This is a genomic window from Streptomyces sp. NPDC048496, from assembly GCF_043200055.1.
Classification (GTDB): domain Bacteria; phylum Actinomycetota; class Actinomycetes; order Streptomycetales; family Streptomycetaceae; genus Streptomyces.
In genome coordinates this window covers 1-15880 of the sequence record NZ_JBICXB010000022.1, presented here as the reverse complement: position 1 = coordinate 15880, position 15880 = coordinate 1, and the positions used below count along the sequence as shown (strand labels likewise).

The 15880-nt window shown below is 70.3% G+C and carries 14 protein-coding genes, 3 pseudogenes and 1 riboswitch; of the genes and pseudogenes, 7 read left to right on the top strand and 10 right to left on the bottom strand.

Going from position 1 to position 15880, the window contains the following annotated elements; all coding sequences use genetic code 11:
- Nucleotides 1-31 precede the first annotated feature (31 nt).
- Both ACGFSA_RS20330 and ACGFSA_RS20325 read right to left on the bottom strand, forming a co-directional pair.
- Nucleotides 32-1033, bottom strand: a complete 1002-nt coding sequence (locus ACGFSA_RS20330; protein WP_393306038.1) for a DUF6745 domain-containing protein — start codon at nt 1031-1033, stop codon at nt 32-34.
- A gap of 123 nt (nt 1034-1156) precedes the next feature.
- Nucleotides 1157-1483, bottom strand: a complete 327-nt coding sequence (locus ACGFSA_RS20325) for a hypothetical protein (RefSeq protein WP_393306036.1) — start codon at nt 1481-1483, stop codon at nt 1157-1159.
- 164 nt (nt 1484-1647) lie between these two features.
- Between ACGFSA_RS20325 and ACGFSA_RS20320 the strand changes: the two genes are divergently transcribed.
- The 6 genes and pseudogenes from ACGFSA_RS20320 to ACGFSA_RS20295 all read left to right on the top strand — a co-directional run bounded on the left by ACGFSA_RS20320 (nt 1648) and on the right by ACGFSA_RS20295 (nt 7327).
- Nucleotides 1648-2604, top strand: coding sequence for an STM4015 family protein (locus ACGFSA_RS20320; RefSeq protein ID WP_393306034.1), 957 nt, complete (start codon nt 1648-1650; stop codon nt 2602-2604).
- A gap of 124 nt (nt 2605-2728) precedes the next feature.
- A pseudogene (locus tag ACGFSA_RS20315) lies at nt 2729-3022 on the top strand (leucine-rich repeat domain-containing protein); the annotation flags it as partial.
- The gene (locus tag ACGFSA_RS20310) at nt 3003-4157 is read left to right on the top strand and encodes an STM4014 family protein (RefSeq protein WP_393306032.1); all 1155 of its coding nucleotides are present in this window, start codon (nt 3003-3005) and stop codon (nt 4155-4157) included. The pseudogene ACGFSA_RS20315 and the gene ACGFSA_RS20310, both read left to right, overlap by 20 nt.
- Before the next feature lie 70 nt (nt 4158-4227).
- Nucleotides 4228-5043, top strand: coding sequence for an STM4013/SEN3800 family hydrolase (locus ACGFSA_RS20305; RefSeq protein ID WP_393306191.1), 816 nt, complete (start codon nt 4228-4230; stop codon nt 5041-5043).
- Nucleotides 5040-6401 (top strand): STM4012 family radical SAM protein, encoded by a 1362-nt coding sequence (locus ACGFSA_RS20300; RefSeq protein WP_393306030.1) that lies wholly within the window; start codon nt 5040-5042, stop codon nt 6399-6401. The genes ACGFSA_RS20305 and ACGFSA_RS20300 overlap by 4 nt, the downstream gene beginning before the upstream one ends.
- A gap of 8 nt (nt 6402-6409) precedes the next feature.
- Complete coding sequence (locus tag ACGFSA_RS20295; RefSeq protein ID WP_393306028.1) at nt 6410-7327, top strand: STM4011 family radical SAM protein; 918 nt, start codon at nt 6410-6412, stop codon at nt 7325-7327.
- Between the two features lie 196 nt (nt 7328-7523).
- Here the strand turns inward: ACGFSA_RS20295 and ACGFSA_RS20290 are convergent, their stop codons facing one another.
- From ACGFSA_RS20290 to ACGFSA_RS20280, 3 genes and pseudogenes are all read right to left on the bottom strand, one after another.
- Nucleotides 7524-8369 carry an SGNH/GDSL hydrolase family protein gene (locus ACGFSA_RS20290; RefSeq protein ID WP_393306026.1) on the bottom strand — a complete coding sequence of 282 codons (846 nt, stop codon included), beginning with the start codon at nt 8367-8369 and terminating at the stop codon, nt 7524-7526.
- A 166-nt stretch (nt 8370-8535) separates the two neighbouring features.
- A complete protein-coding gene (locus ACGFSA_RS20285) occupies nt 8536-9456 on the bottom strand; it encodes a peptidoglycan DD-metalloendopeptidase family protein (RefSeq protein ID WP_393306024.1) in 921 nt (306 codons plus the stop codon).
- Nucleotides 9457-9459: 3 nt separating this feature from the next.
- Nucleotides 9460-9617, bottom strand: a riboswitch (cyclic di-AMP (ydaO/yuaA leader).
- 297 nt (nt 9618-9914) lie between these two features.
- Nucleotides 9915-10558: pseudogene (locus ACGFSA_RS20280) on the bottom strand (GH36 C-terminal domain-containing protein); the annotation flags it as partial.
- 138 nt (nt 10559-10696) lie between these two features.
- On the opposite strand from ACGFSA_RS20280, the gene ACGFSA_RS20275 reads away from it, so the two are divergent.
- Complete coding sequence (locus ACGFSA_RS20275; RefSeq protein WP_393306022.1) at nt 10697-11509, top strand: tyrosine-protein phosphatase; 813 nt, start codon at nt 10697-10699, stop codon at nt 11507-11509.
- 22 nt (nt 11510-11531) lie between these two features.
- Here the strand turns inward: ACGFSA_RS20275 and ACGFSA_RS20270 are convergent, their stop codons facing one another.
- The 5 genes and pseudogenes from ACGFSA_RS20270 to ACGFSA_RS20250 all read right to left on the bottom strand — a co-directional run.
- On the bottom strand, nt 11532-11705 hold the full coding sequence (locus ACGFSA_RS20270) for a DUF6126 family protein (RefSeq protein ID WP_393306020.1): 174 nt from the start codon (nt 11703-11705) through the stop codon (nt 11532-11534).
- 33 nt (nt 11706-11738) lie between these two features.
- Nucleotides 11739-12347 carry a helix-turn-helix domain-containing protein gene (locus ACGFSA_RS20265; protein WP_393306018.1) on the bottom strand — a complete coding sequence of 203 codons (609 nt, stop codon included), beginning with the start codon at nt 12345-12347 and terminating at the stop codon, nt 11739-11741.
- A 62-nt stretch (nt 12348-12409) separates the two neighbouring features.
- Nucleotides 12410-13807 (bottom strand): aspartate aminotransferase family protein, encoded by a 1398-nt coding sequence (locus ACGFSA_RS20260; RefSeq protein WP_393306016.1) that lies wholly within the window; start codon nt 13805-13807, stop codon nt 12410-12412.
- Nucleotides 13804-15705, bottom strand: coding sequence for a 1-deoxy-D-xylulose-5-phosphate synthase (dxs, locus tag ACGFSA_RS20255; RefSeq protein WP_393306014.1), 1902 nt, complete (start codon nt 15703-15705; stop codon nt 13804-13806). The genes ACGFSA_RS20260 and dxs overlap by 4 nt, the downstream gene beginning before the upstream one ends.
- A 26-nt stretch (nt 15706-15731) precedes the next feature.
- Nucleotides 15732-15880: pseudogene (locus ACGFSA_RS20250) on the bottom strand (4-hydroxy-3-methylbut-2-en-1-yl diphosphate synthase); the annotation flags it as partial.

The window sequence follows — 15880 nt, the reverse complement described above, 5'->3', positions numbered from 1 at the left end:
CTCCTTCGCTTCCTTCCGCCCTGTCGGCCGATCAGGTTTGGCGCAAAGGCGCGTACGCCTCGCCGTCCAGGCCGAAGGTCCAGGCGACGCCGTCCTTCGCGGTCCGGGTCGAGGGCGGTACCCGCAGCCAGTACGTGCGATGAGTCCCGTCGGGCTCCGGGGTGGAGTTGACCACCTCGACCATCACCACGTCCTCGTCGCCGTCCAGTGCGATCCGCCACAGGATGCCCGTCTCGTCCCGGTGCACCGGCTCGGCGCCCGACTCGGTGAGGTAGCGGTCGTAGCCGTAGAACTCCAGCATGACGCGGCGCAACTCCGCGTTCTCCTCCTCGCGTATCCGCTCGGGGGTCAGGGCCGTCAGTTCCGCGAGGAACTCGGCGGGAACGGGCATGCCGCGCCAGGCGTACAGCGCGAACCCGTCGCGGTACGAGAGGGCAGGGCCGTCCCCGCGATCGAGCCGGCCCGCCTCGTCGCGGCGGAGCGTCTCCGGGCGTTCGCTGATCACCACGGTGCGCTCGTACGGCCACCACCAGCCCGCGTGCCTGGCCACCTCCGCCAGGCCGCCGAGCCGGTCCCCGCGGCCGTCGAACGCGGCGAGCCACGCCGCGTCGTGCTGGCCGAGGACCGCGTCGAGCAGCACCAGGCGTACATCCGACTCATCCTCGGGGCTCTCGGCGAGGGCCGAGACGACACCGGTCCGTATCCGCTCGGCGAGCGCGGCCGTGGTCTCCCAGAGCTGGGCGCCCGTGGCCGACCAGAGAGAGGACCAGCCTGCCGGGCCCAACTCGTCGTACATCCGGCGCCGTTCCTCCGCCCATGGGCGGGTCCGCACCTCGTCGCGCACCGAGCGGCCCGCGTCGACGAGCTTCCCGACCGCCTCGACGGCCGCCTTCGGCGAGTCGGCCCAGACAATCTGCTCCGGCTCGGCCAGTCCCGCACTGCGGTAGGCGAGGCGGACCCCGTCCTCGGCCGCTCCCCGGTCCGCCGCACCGGTCGCCGCTGACACGGCCCGCCATGAGTCCACGTACTGCATCGGTTGTCCCCGTCCCCTGTTCACTCTCTTGGATCTCTGCTGTTCGCTGCCTGCCCGGCGTGTTCGCCGTCCCGCCCGGTGCCTGTCCGCTCCGTCGCGCGCTGCCTGCCCGGACCGGCCGGCTCAGTCCGCGACGATGCGGACCGCACCCGGTGTGTACTCCCGCTGGCGCACGACGCGGTACCAGCCCTTCGACAGCGGTATCGCCGCATGCTCCTCGTGCACCACCCGCCCGCCGTCGGGGAGATGGAGCAGCATCGGGCCGAAGGCGCCCGCCTCGCGCATCAGCCGGCCGGGCCCTTGGACTGCATGCGCATGACCGGTGACCTCACCCAGCGCGAGCACCATCCGCCCGCGGGCATCCCGCGGCTCCCCCGGCGCGTCCGCCAGGTGCGCTGGCACCTCGGACTCGTCCAACGACACGATCAGTACATCGCCCTGCCGGTACACAGACGTCTCCCCTCCAAGGTGGCACCCGCTGTGCCGACCCTGGAGAAAACGCTAAGGGCAGGGTCTGACAATCGGTCACAACCGATCCCGGCCGTCGCATTGTCAGTGGGGCTTGATAAACCTTGCGGACATCAGCCGTCCCCCAGTCTCAGGAGCTCAGGGTCATGTCCGGTGTGGATCATCTGCACGAGTTGCTCGGCCTACCGGCCGTCGACTTCCGGCACGCGACGAACGAAGCGCCGGCGCAGGCCGCGGGTGCCGCGGCCTGGCGTATCGCTGTCGACCCGTACGACGACGAGTCCGAGATGACCTGGGAGCAAACGTTCCAGGCATTTCTCGCTGCTGTCGACCCTGCGGGCGTGCGGGCCCTGATCATCGGCCAGTGGGGCGAGTCGTACGAGGAGACGTCGTCCTACCCGATCGATCTCGTGATCGCCGCCGCCGACCGGCTGACCTCGCTGGAAGCCGTCTTCGTCGGCGACATGACGGCCGAGGAGAACGAGATCTCCTGGATCGAGCAGTCCGACGTCACCGCGCTTCTGAGGGCGTTCCCCGGCCTGCTGGAACTGGGCGTGCGCGGCGGCACGGACCTGGAGTTCGCCCCTTCGAAGCACGAGCGGCTGCGTTCGCTGACCATCGAGACGGGCGGGCTGCCGGCCGGAGTGATCCGCGGCATTCTGGACAGCGAGCTGCCCGCGCTGGAGCGGCTCGATCTCTGGCTCGGTGTCTCCGCGTACGGCGGCGACGCCGATGTCGCGGACCTCGCCCCGCTGCTCTCCGGCTCGCGCTTCCCCCGCCTGCACCACCTCGGTCTACGCAACAGCGAGGTGCAGAACGAGATCGCGACGGCCGTCGCGGGCGCCCCGGTCGTCGCCCAGCTGCGCACCCTCGATCTGTCGCACGGGACGCTGGGCGACGAGGGCGCGGCCGCGCTGCTCGAAGGCCAGCCGCTGACCCATCTCGAACGGCTCGATCTGCACCATCACTTCCTCACCGCGCCGATGGAGCACCGGATCAAGGCAGCGCTGGAACCGCACGGTGTGCGCGTCGATGTGTCCGAACGCGAGGAACCATGGGACGGTCGCGGGGCCGAGGGCCGTTACACCACGGTTTCGGAGTGACGCCCCATGACTGACATCGACCATCCCGAGACGTTCCACGGCCTGCCGGTCCTTACGGTGCCCGGTCCCGGCCTGCCGCGCACCGGTCCGCTTCCGGCGGCGGACGCGGTCGCCTGGCGGCTGGGAGATCCAGGACGAGATCGCGGCCGCGGTGGCGTCCGCCCCGGTTGTCGCCCAGCTGGAGTCGCTCTCCCTGGCGATGGGCACGCTCGGGGACCTCGGAGCCAAGGCGCTGCTCGCGGGTCAGCCGCTCACCCACCTGACCTCGCTGGATCTGCACCACCACTACATCAGTGCCCCCTTGGTGGACCGCCTCGAAGGACTGCTCGGTGCCGACCGGGTGAACGGCGAACCGGACGAGGTGGAGTACTGGGATCCGGATGAGGACGACGAGCGCTATGTCGCAGTCACCGAGTAAGGCGGGCGGCCCGGCGGTGCGCTTCGCCGTCGTGGGCGTTCCCGGCAACCGCCGGGTCGCACTCTTCCGGGAGGCCGTACGCGCCGCCGGGCTGCCGGCCGCGCGCGTGGTGCCCTGGCTGGACGTCCTGGGCGGCAAGGCCGTTTTCCGGCCGGGCGAGACCGTACGGATGGACTCGCCCGGTGAGGACACCGAGGTCGAGCGGTTGCTGCGGTCGGTGGACGATCCGACGAGGGTCGAGGGCACCGCCCTCTGGTACACCCGGTTCACCGGAGCGGTGCGGACGGTCGCGCAGGCGGCCGACGCGGCCGGAGCGGTACTGCTCGACGCCCCGGGCGATGTCGCAGTGCTGTTCGACAAGCGGCTGTGCCATGCCGTGCTGGACGGCGCCGGGGTCCCTGTACCGGCTTCGCCGACTTCCGGCGCCGCGGCGCCCGTGGTGCGCGACTGGGCGGATGTACGGGAGCGGATGGCTCAGCAGCGCATGCCACGGGCCTTCGTGAAGCTCGCGCACGGCTCGTCCGCCTCGGGGGTGCTGGCCGTGGAGACGGCAGGTCCCGGCCGGGTGCGGGCGACCACGTCGGTGGAGCGCGACACATCCGGACGGCTCTTCAACTCGCTGCGGGTGCGCCGCTGCACGACGGAACGCGAGGTGGCGGCGATCGTCGACGCGCTCGCACCGGACGGGCTGCACATCGAGCGCTGGCTGCCCAAGGCATCGCAGCGAGGGCGCTCGGCCGACCTGCGGGTCCTGGTGGTGGCGGGCCGCGCCACCCATGCCGTCGTACGGACCAGCCACTCCCCCATGACCAATCTTCACCTCGGCGGCGAGCGCGGAAGCCTTGACGAGGTCCGCACGGCCGTCGAGGCGGCGGGCGGCAGTTGGGCCGAGGCCCTGGCCGTGTGCGAGCGCGCCGCTGGCTGCTTCCCGGACACGCTGTGTGTGGCCGTCGATCTGCTGCCCGCGACCGGCTGGCGGCGGTTCGCCGTCGGCGAGGTCAACGCCTTCGGCGACCTGCTGCCCCGCCTGACCGGGCTGCCCGGCAGCGGCTTCGAGGGCCTGGACACCTATGTGACGCAGGTCGTCGCCGTACTGAACAGAGCAAGGAACCACCGTGCAAGCGCCACCCCCTGACACCGGACAGGCCGTCGCCGACATCCGCGACGCGGACGCCGCCCCCTCGGAACACACCGGGAATCCTGACATGAGCGAGATCGTGGGCAGTCACGATCTGCTGCTCATCACCCTCGACACCCTGCGCTACGACGTGGCGGCGGAGCTGGCCGCCGCCGGACGCATCCCGCATCTGGCCCGTCATCTGCCCGGCGGCATCTGGGAGAAGCGGCATGCCCCGGGCAGCTTCACGTATGCCTCGCACCAGGCGATCTTCGCGGGATTCCTGCCGACGCCCGCCGCCCCCGGCCCGCACCCCCGGCTGTTCGCGGCACGCTTCGCTGGCAGCGAGACCACCGCTTCCCGGACCTTCGTCTTCGACACCCCCGATCTGGTGTCCGCTCTCGCCGGGGCCGGTTACCGCACGGTGTGCATCGGAGGCGTCGGCTTCTTCAACCGGCAGGGCCCGCTCGGTTCCGTGCTGCCGGCCATGTTCCAGGAGAGCCACTGGGAACCCGAGTTCGGCGTCGCGTCACCCATCTCCTTCGAGGCCCAGGTGGCGCGGGCCGAGCAGGTCGTCGGGGGGCTTCCCGCCGAACAGCGGCTCTTCCTCTTCGTCAACGTGTCGGCGCTGCACCAGCCCAACTGGTTCCACCAGCCCGGCGCCACCCGTGAGTCGGGTGACTCCCGTGCCACGCACGCCGCCGCCCTGGAGTACGTCGACGCACACATCGGCCGGCTCCTTGCCGCCGCGAGCAGCCGCCGGCGCTGCTTCGCCATCGTCTGCTCCGACCACGGCACGGCGTACGGGGACGACGGCTACACCGGTCACCGGCTCGGCCACGAGTCCGTCTGGACCGTTCCGTACGCGCACTTCTTCCTGGAACCGGGGGCCACCGCACGATGACCAGTCCGCACACCGTCCGCCCGTACCAGAGCTACGTCTACGCCTATCCGCACAAGACGGCGTACCGCCCGCTCACCGGCCACCCCGTCGGCCGGCCCGCGCTGCGCGAGCTGTGGGCGGGAGAGCGCAAGGACGCGCTCTCGCTCTATCTCCACATACCGTTCTGCGAGGTCCGCTGCGGTTTCTGCAACCTCTTCACCCGGATCGGCGCCCCCGACGAGCTGACGACCCGCTATCTCGACGCACTGGACCGGCAGGCCACCGCCGTCCGCGACGCACTGGGTGACGACGAGCCGGTGCGGTTCGCCGCGGCGGCGTTCGGCGGCGGCACCCCCACCTTCCTGACGGCCGCCGAGCTGGAGCGGCTCTGCGACATCGCGGAGAAGCGGATGGGCGCCGACCTGCGGTCCGTGCCGCTGTCGGTCGAGACCTCGCCGTCGACCGCAACGACCGACCGGCTGGCCGTCCTCGCCGACCGCGGGACAACCCGGATCAGCATCGGCGTACAGAGCTTCGTCGACGCCGAGGCACGCGCGGCGGTCCGTCCCCAGCGCCGCGCCGATGTGGAGGCGGCGCTCGGCCGGATCCGGGACGCGCGCATCCCGGTCCTCAACATCGACCTGATCTACGGCATCGACGGGCAGACCGAGGTCAGCTGGCGTTCCTCTCTGGACGCGGCCCTCGCCTGGCAGCCGGAGGAGCTGTATCTCTATCCGCTGTACGTGCGCCCGCTGACCGGACTGGGCCGGCTCGGCGCCGACGCCGAAGCAGCGGCGGAGGCGGCCTGGGACGGGGAGCGGCTGCGGCTGTACCGGGCGGGCCGGGACCATCTCCTCGCCCACGGCTACGAGCAGGTGTCGATGCGGATGTTCCGCCACGCCGACGCCCCGCAGCAGGGCCCCGCCGACTACGCGTGCCAGACGGACGGCATGATCGGTCTTGGCTGTGGCGCACGCTCGTACACCAGTCGGCTGCACTACTCCTTCGACTACGCGGTGGAGATGCGGGAAGTGCGGGCGATCATCGACGACTACACCGCCACCGAGGACTTCTCCCGCGCGGAAGTGGGGCGGTATGTCGACGGCGACGAGGCGCACAGGCGCCACCTTCTGCAGTCGCTCCTCCAGGCCGAGGGGCTGCAACTGGCGGAATACCGTGAGCGGTTCGGTGCCGCTCCCGGTGACGACTTCCCAGGTGAGCTGGACCGGTTCGAGGCTCGCGGCTGGCTGGACGGGTCCGCCGTGGCGTCCGGGCTGCTGCGGCTCTCGCCCGAGGGGCTCGCCCACTCCGACGCGCTGGGTCCCGAACTGTTCTCCCCCGCTGTACGGGCCGCGATGGCCGCGTACGAACCGAAGTGAGCACTCCCATGGATCTGACGATTCTCTATCGGGGTCCCCTGGCGTCGTGCGACTACGACTGCCCGTACTGTCCGTTCGCCAAGCGGCGCGACAGCCCGGAGCAGCTCCGCGCCGACCGCGCCGCGCTGGAGCGGTTCACCGCGTGGGCGGCGGCGCAGACCAGGGACAGGATCTCGGTGCTGTTCACGCCGTGGGGCGAGGGGCTGGTCCGTTCCTGGTACCGCCGCGCGTTGGTGGAACTGGCGCAGCTGCCGCACATCGGCCGGGTCGCGATCCAGACCAATCTCAGCGGTCGTACACGGTGGCTGGCCGAGGCCGGTGAAGCCGGCCGCGGCAAGATCGCGCTGTGGTGCACGTACCACCCGGGGCAGACACCGTACGGCCGTTTCCTCGCCAGGTGCCGGGAACTGTCCGCTGTCGGTGTCCGGTACAGCGTCGGTGTCGTCGGTCTCGAGGAGCATGTCGACGAGGCGCGGCGACTCCGTACCGACCTGCCCGACGAGGTCTACCTCTGGGTCAATGCCGCTGAGGGGCAGCGCTACACGGACGAGGAGGCGGACCGCTGGACGGCCCTCGACCCCCTCTTCCCGTACAGCCGTCACCCGCACCGCTCGGCAGGCATGCCGTGCCGGACCGGCGAGTCCGTCATCTCGGTGGACGGCGACGGCACGGTGCGCCGCTGCCACTTCGTCCCGGCCGAGCTGGGCAACCTGTACGACGGCAGCTACCGGCGTGCGCTCGGTCCGCGGGCCTGTCCGCTCACCGTCTGCGACTGCCACATCGGCTATGTGCATCTGGAGACACTGCCGTTGTACGACGTCTTCGCGGGTGGCGTCCTGGAGCGCATACCGGCCCGACGCCCGGGCATAGCGGCGCCCTCGGGGCGCCGGTTCCTGCCGGTGTCCCCTGTCGCCGGACACGCCTGAAGCCCCCGAGAGGCGAAAAGGGAACGGGCCCGTCCGGCAGAGGAGGCCGAAGAGAGGCCCTAAGCAAAATGGGATTCCGATCAGCGCGCGGCGTCTGGTGCGTGCGATCGCAAGGCGCCGGAAGGTCCTCGGATCGGCAACGCAGCGAGCGTGCGTGCCAGGCGTCGCGCGCCGGGCGCCCATTTTGTGAGCTCCTCTAAAGCGGCAGGAGGTCCGGCCGCTTCGCCTCGACGTGGTCGCCGGAGGACTCGCCGCGCAGCCGCCGCCCTATCCACGGAACCAGGTACTCACGCGCCCAGTGGATGTCGTCGCGCCGGACCTCCAGCGTGCCGCGCTGTGCCTGCGGGGGCCATTCCTGGTCGGGGTCGGCCGGCACATCAAGGCCGAGGACCTGGGCGGCGCGCAGCGCGACCCGGGTGTGCCCCTCGGGCGACAGGTGGAGCCGGTCGTCGTCCCAGGCGCGCCGGTCCTGCACGGACTTCAGCGACCACAGGTCGAGGACCGGGCAGTTGTAGCGATCGGCGATGGAGCGCACATGGGCGGTGTATGTGGCGATCTTGCCGCGCAGATGGCGCAGGACGGGAACGCCGCGGGTGTCGAAGCCGGTCGTCACCAGGACGGTGCCGACCGAGTCGGTGAGCTCGGCGACCGCGCGCTCGAAGCGCTCGGCCACGTCGTCGGGGTCGGTGCCGGGCCGGATGATGTCGTTGCCGCCCGCGCAGAAGCTCACCAGATCGGGTGCGAGCTCCTTGGCGCGCGGTACCTGCTCCTCGACGATCTGGTCGAGGAGGCGTCCGCGTACGGCGAGATTGGCGTACCGGAAGTTTCCGTGCGCGAAGCCGTCGGGGCTCGTCGCCGCATCGGTGTCCGGGAGCTGGTCCGCGAGAAGTACCGCGAACCGGTCCGCCCAGCCGACGAAGGTTCCGTCCGGGCCGGGGTCTCCGACTCCCTCGGTGAAGCTGTCGCCAATCGCTGCGTACGACCCGATGGCGCCATGCCGGTTGATGACGCCACGTTGATTGTTTCTCGAATCGTCTGCCACAAGCGCATATCCTGCACCGCCGAATGTGACCTACGCGACCGTAATAAGGGGTTGACGGGTGGTGAGATAGACCACCCGGTCAGGTTTTGGCAAAGGGGGAATAAGCGAAGGGGCGGTGCGCCGCTGCGCACCGCCCCTTCACCGGGCCGACCGAATCAGCCGTGGATCAGACGTAGATCCCGTGCGAGGCCAGGTAGGCGATCGGGTCGATGTCCGACCCGTACGCCGGGCCGGTGCGGATCTCGAAGTGCAGGTGCGGGCCGGTGGCGTTGCCGGTGGCACCGGAGAGGCCGACCTGCTGGCCCGCGGTCACGGTCTGGCCCGCCGAGACGGAGAGCGAGGACATGTGGCCGTACTGCGAGTAGTGGCCGTCGGCGTGCTTGATGACGACCTGGTTGCCGTACGCGCCACCCCAGCCGGCGGTGACGACGGTGCCGGAAGTGATCGCCTTCACGCTGGTGCCGGTGGCGACCGGGAAGTCGATACCCGTGTGGCTGCCGCTGGACCAGTTGGAGCCGGAGGCACGGTAGGCGGTGGTGTGGTTGCCCGGGACCGGGTGAACGTAGCCGGAGCTGTTGCTCTGACCGGCCGAGGCGGAGGCCGTGGTGGTCTTGACGGAGTCCGAAGCCTTGGACTGCGACGCGGACTTGTCGGCCGAGGAGGTCGACGGAGCCGGGGCGGACTGCGTGGTGTCCGTCGTCGCGGCGGAGCCGGCCGGCTTGCCGCCGAGCGTCAGCTTCATGCCCGGGAAGATCAGGCTCGGGTCCTCGCCGACGACCGCGCGGTTGTCCTGGTACAGCTTCTGCCAGCCGCCCTCGACCTGCTGCTCGGCGGCGATCTTCGACAGGTAGTCACCGGCGACGACGGAGTACGTCCGGGTCTCAACCTGCTTTTTCACGACCGGCGCGGCCTCGACGGCGGCGTGCGTGGCTGCCGACTGCGCGGTGGGCGCGGCCTGCTCCGCGGCGTGGGCACCGGTGGCGCCGAGCAGCGGAAGGGCGATGACAGCCCCACCGGCTCCGACGGCGGCGACGCCGCGGGCGATCGTGCTGGACTTGGTACGGCGGTGCTTACCCGATGTGGGCATGAAGAATTTCCTCTCCGGCGCCTACGAGGTGAGCTGTCGGGTTCGGGCTGGAGATGCCCGGTCGCAGTTCGCGACTTCACCCCGAGCCGACCGGATCTCTCCGGGCGGCGGCTTACCTGGTTCCCCCGCTCCTGCCACACGTGAGTGGGTGCGAATTCCGGGCGGCGGCAGGATTAGGCGGTCCGTCCGGATTGAGGGTGACCGTAGGCGAGCGAGGACGACGGAAACAAGCCATCGATTACTCGAGGGAATCCGCGCCGGGAAATCGGCGCGGAATCCTGGTCACCCTCCGTGGATTACGGATCTTGGCTTTCCGCGCGACGTCCGGAATACCCATCCGTGGCACCACCACACACCGTCACGAATATGATCCCGCTCACGAGGAGGGCATCATCTCCCGTAGAAATAGGCCATGTTCCGCCAAAAGGCGCAATGCGGACACATTGCGCGCGTCCGCCACGCCGGAGCCTCAGCACCTTCGCGTCCAGGCCCCCCTCAGCCCGGTGTGCAGACCCTGATGCAGCAGCACGGCACCGTGGTGGACCGCCCCGGCGTCCAGGTCGGTGCACGTCGCCGCGGGGCCGAGCCCGCGTAGCCGCAGGGCCGGCGGCCGCTCCCCGTACCGCTGTGCCTCCAGCCACATCAGCACCGCGGCCTTGTTGGCATGCACGTACTGCACGGCGCTGAGTCCACCGCGCGGGGCCCGCAGCCGGTACAGCGCGCCGTGCTGCACCGCGGGACGGATCTCCTTGTAGAGATCCACCCAGCTCCACGCCTCGGCCGGCTCCTCGTCACTCCACTCGGTGCGATCCCCGCCGACCCCGAGCTCCCCGGCCATCGCGCTGACGAAGCGGAAGCGCAGGCTCTCGGCGTCCGGGACGACATGGGCCAGTTGCCAGGCGTGCCAGGCCCGGCTCGCCCCGCCTAACCCTCCGGCGCTCCACAGTCCGGCGAACACCGGTGTGGTGTACGTCTCCCCCGGTGCGAGCCGCAGCAGCCCGGAGTCGTCGCATCCGGCGCCTCCGGTGATCTGCACGAGCCCGTCGGGGAGCTGCTCCACCGCGATGCGCCACGAGCCGGACCAGCCGAGCGCGCAGCCGTAACGCCCGTGCGAGGGGAATTCCATGGGGTGTTCAGCAGGAAACCGCCGAGATGATTGCCTGAGAATTCAATGTCGTATCGTCGCAGGAGCTGACCTCGCCGGCGAGCCGCGCCGACGCCAGACACTCCAGGAGACACCGTGACGCAGCAGGTGCCGCAGGTCCCGTCGACGGAACCCGAGCTGGCAGGTGTACGCAACTTCCGCGATGTGGGCGGACTGCCGACCGTGGACGGCCGCCGGGTGCGGCACGGACGGCTTTTCCGCAGTGGTCACCTCGCGCACGCCACCGACGAGGACGCCGCGTTCCTCGGCGGCCTCGGGCTGCACACGATCTTCGACTTCCGCAATGCGGCGGACCACAGGCTCGAAGGCCCGGACGTGGACCTGCCGGGCGTGCGGAATGTGAACATTCCGCTCTCCGACCCGGCCGACGGCACCGAGTTCTGGCGGATGGTCCGCGACGGCGACATCGCGCAGCTGCGCTCGGTCCTTGCCGACGGCAAGGGAGCGGCGCAGATGACCGCCTCGTACAAGTCGATCATCAGGGACCGTACCGCCGAGCACAGCCGGGTGCTGCACGCGCTGGCCGAGGACAGCGTTCCCGCTCTGATGCACTGCGCGGCCGGCAAGGACCGTGCCGGTCTCTCGATCGCGGTTTCGCTACTGGCGGTCGGCGTCGAGCGCGAGGCCATCGAGGCCGACTACCTGAAGTCCAACGATCCGCACCGCCGGTACAAGGTCCGGCGCACCGACACCTCGGCGACCGGGATGTCGCCCGAGGTGATGGAACTGCTCAGCCCGCTCTTCGATGCCCGCGCCGAGTACCTCGCCCAGGCCTTCAGTACCATCGAGGAGACCTGGGGCAGCACGGACCGCTATCTCGCCGAGGGCCTGAAGCTGACTCCGGAGATCCTGGAGCGGCTGCGCGGACGGCTTCTCGACGAGGCGTAGCCGGACCGCAGGCCGGCCGAGGTCAGCCCTTTCCGGCCACCGCGAAGAGCAGGTAGAGGAAGGCCGCGAAGATGTGTCCGGCGATGAGATAGGCGAACAGCCTGATCACCACGCCGCGCGGAAACTTCCGCTCCTGCGAGTCGTAGTTCTTCCGGGACTTCGGGGTGAGCGGATCGAAGTTCTCTGAATCGGACATGACAGTCCTTTCTGGTGACCGGCCGGGCCGGTCTCAGCGATGGTGGGTACCGCTGCCGAGGCACAACTCGGCGGCGGGGCTCTGCAACAGGGTGTGGACGAAGAGCAGCTCGGATCCGTCGCGGTCCACGGCGGCGATCCGGTGCGGGGTGAGCGAGTCGAAGTGGGCGCTGTCGCCCGGGTCGAGATCGTGCACGGTGTCGCCGAGGCTCACCCGCAGCCGCCCGGCAAGGACGTACAGCCACTCCTCGCCGGGATGGACCCGCACGAGATCGCCCTGGGCGCCGTACGGGACCCGGACACGCAGGGCCTGCATCGCCCGGCCGGACCCGCCGGCCTGCTGGTACATCCAGCCGTCGGCCTCGGCCCCCTCGAACCGGCCACCGCGGACGATCGCGTCACGTTCGGGGGCAATCTCGCCGAGCAGCTCGGAGACCGTCGTACCGTAGATCCTGGCAAGTCCGAGGAGCATGGGCAGCGACGGCTGCCTCCGGCCCGTTTCGAGCCGGGAGAGATGGGCCGGGGAGAGCCCGGCGTGCTGGGCGGCGGCCTCCAGGGTCAGACCACGGCGGCGGCGCAGATCGCGCAGGCGTGGCGCGACCCCGGGCAGCTCGTCGGCCACCCCTCCATCGGAAGAGTTCATATACCTATTGGGCCAGGATAATGCCTCAGAGGCAAATATTTTGCCCCTGAGGCAAACCAGGCTCAGCGGTTGGCGACGGTCTGTCTGACCAGCGTTCTTCCGAAGTCCCACATCAGCCCGCCGCCGCTGTGCGCGTCATCCATCACCGCCGTGAACGCGGTCACGAACCGGTCCACCTCCGGCTCCCCGATGACCAGCGGCGGAATCAGCTTGATCACTTCCAGACGGTCGCCGGAGACCTGGGTGAGGATCCGGTGCTTCTGCAGGAGCGGCACGACGACCATCTGCGCGAAGAGACCCTTGCGGGCCGCCTGCAGCACGGTCCAGCGGCTGCGCAGCTTCAACGAGCTCGGCCGGCCGAACTCGATGCCGATCATCAGCCCGCGGCCACGGACCTCGTGCAGCAGTTCGTAGCGGCCGGTGAGCGCGGCGAGCCGCTCGCGCAGCAGATCACCGGTGCGACGGGCGTTCGCGACGGTCTCCTCGTCCTCCATCACCGCCAGGACCGCGAGCCCCGCCGCCATCGCCTGGGCATTGGAGCCGAAGCTCGCCGAATGGACCAGAACCCGGTCCATCGACGAATAGACGCGTTTGAAGATCCAGTCCTTCCCGAGGGTCGCCCCGACCGGCACATAGCCGCCGGAGAGCGCCTTGGCGACACAGACCAGGTCGGGTTCGACGCCTTCCTCGTGCTGGTACGCGTAGAATTCGCCGGTCCTGCCGAGACCGGTCTGCACCTCGTCGGCGATGAGCAGCGCCTTGTGCCGGTGCAGCAGCTCCTGTGCGGCGCGCAGGTAGCCGGGCGGCGCCTCGTGGACGCCCTTCCCCTGGATCGGCTCGACGACGAGCGCCGCCACATCGCCCCGTCTCAGTTCGCGCCGCAGTGCGTCGAGGTCGCCGAGCTCGACGGCGGTGTCGGGGAGCAGCGGTGCGAAACCGTCCCGGAAGCCCGATTCGCCGTTGACCGAGAGCGAGCCTGCCGTCAGGCCGTGGAAAGCGTGGGCGCAGTAGAGAATGCGGGGCTTCCCGGTGGCATACCGGGCGAACTTCAGCGCGGTCTCGACGGCTTCCGTACCGCTGTTGCCGAAGAAGACCCGGTCCAGATGCGGACTGTGGGTGAGCAGCTTCTCGGCCAGCAGCCCGGGCAGCGGCTGGCAGTCGAAGCGGGTGAGGTCGGCGAGCGAGGCGTCCATGACGTCGTGCAGTGCCTTGCGGACGACCGGGTGGTGGCGGCCGAGACCCATCACGCCGAAGCCGGCGAGCATGTCGAGGTAGTCGTTGCCGTCCGCGTCCCAGAAGTGGGCGCCCTCGGCCCGCTCGTACACCTTGTCGAAGCCGATGGTGTGCAGCATGCGCGGGAGCTGGTGGTTGAGGTATTTCGTGTGCAGCTCGTACCGCTCGCCCCCACGTTCCGCGAGGAGCTGCGCCAGATCGAAGCCCTTGGGCCCGTCTTCCTTCATTCCCCGCTCTCCTCATTCCCCCGGGCCGCTTCCTTGGCGGCGAGCGCGCCACTGATCCGGCCGGCGATCTCGACCGGTGTGAGCCCGATGTCGGCCAGCACCTCCGCACGCTTGCCGTGCGCGAGGAACTGCTCGGGGATACCGAAGGTCCGCAGCGGTACGTCGACACCGGCATCGCGCAACGCCTGCCCGACCGCCGAACCGACGCCTCCCGCCCGGCTGTTGTCCTCGACGACGGCGACCATCCGGTGGCGTGCGGCGAGCGGGGCGAGCTGTTCGTCGACCGGCTTCACCCAGCGCGGGTCGACGACCGTGCAGCGGATCCCGCCGCCCGAGAGCAGGTCGGCGGCCTGCAGGCATGCGGAGGCGAGCACACCGACCGCCACGATGAGGACGTGGGGGTCGTCGGCGCGGTGCAGTACGTCCATGGAACCGACGCGGCCTGTCGCCGGTACCGGCTCCCCCACCGACTCCTTGGGGAAACGCAGCACGGTCGGTGCGTCGTCGACGGCAACGGCCTCGCGCAGCTCCTCCCGGAGCCGCTCCGCGTCACGCGGGGCGGCGATCCGCAGCCCGGGCACGACCTGGAGCACGGACATGTCCCACATGCCGTTGTGCGAGGCGCCGTCGGGGCCGGTGACCCCGGCCCGGTCGAGGACGAACGTCACCCCGCAGCGGTGCAGGGCGACGTCCATCAGCAGCTGGTCGAAGGCGCGGTTGAGGAAGGTGGCGTAGACGGCGACGACCGGATGCAGTCCCCCGGTGGCGAGCCCCGCCGCGGAGACCGTCGCGTGCTGCTCGGCGATCCCGACGTCCCAGACCCGCTCGGGGAACGCCTCGGCGAACTTCGTCAGCCCGACGGGGTGCAGCATCGCCGCGGTGATGGCGACGACATCCGGCCGCTCGGCGCCGATCGCGGCGATCTCGTCCCCGAACACCGAGGTCCACGACGGACTCACCATCGGGGCGAGCGGTGCGCAGGTCAGCGGGTCCATCGCGCCGACGGCGTGGAACCGGTCGGCCTCGTCCCGCAGTGCGGGCGCGTAGCCGCGACCCTTCTCGGTGAGGCAGTGCACCAGCACCGGGCCGTGGAAGCGTTTCGCGCGGCTCAGCGCGGATTCGACGGCTGCGATGTCGTGCCCGTCTATCGGCCCGACGTACTTGAGCCCCAGGTCCTCGAACATGCCCTGCGGGGCGAAGGTGTCCTTGAACCCCTTCTTCGCGCCGTGCAGCGACCCGTACAGCGGCTGGCCGACGACCGGGGTGCGCTGCAGGACGTCCTTGCCCCACGTCAGGAAGCGCTCGTACCCGTCGGTGGTACGGAGGGTGGCCAGGTGGTCCGCGAGCCCGCCGATCGTCGGGGCGTACGAGCGCTCGTTGTCGTTCACCACGATGATGAGCGGCCGGTCCCGGGCCGCCGCGATGTTGTTGAGCGCCTCCCAGGCCATGCCGCCGGTGAGCGCGCCGTCCCCGATGACGGCGACGACGTGGTCGGGGCGGCCGAGCACCTCGTTCGCCTTGGCCAGGCCGTCCGCCCAGCCGAGCACGGTCGAGGCGTGCGAGTTCTCGATGATGTCGTGCACGGACTCCTCGCGGGAGGGGTAGCCGGACAGGCCGCCCTTGCCGCGCAGCTTGGAGAAGTCCTGCCGCCCGGTGAGCAGTTTGTGCACGTAGCTCTGATGCCCGGTGTCCCACAGAATGCGGTCCACCGGTGAGTCGAAGGCCCGGTGCAGGGCGATGGACAGCTCCACCACCCCGAGGTTGGGCCCCAGATGTCCGCCGGTCCTGGCCACCGCCTCGACCAGGAACTTCCTGATGTCCTCGGCGAGTTTGTCGAGCTCCGGTCCGCTCAGCGCCTTCAGGTCGTGCGGTCCCCGGATGGTCTCCAGAATGGTCACGCTCGGGCCCCCTCTCCGGTCCTGTCTCAGCTCACGGTGACGGTGGGGACACCCGACGGTGTCCCTGCGTCGTCCATGCCCTCGGCGATCTTCAGGGCTTCTTCGATGAGCGTCTCGACGATCTTCGACTCGGGAACCGTCTTGATGACCTCGCCCTTGACGAAGATCTGCCCCT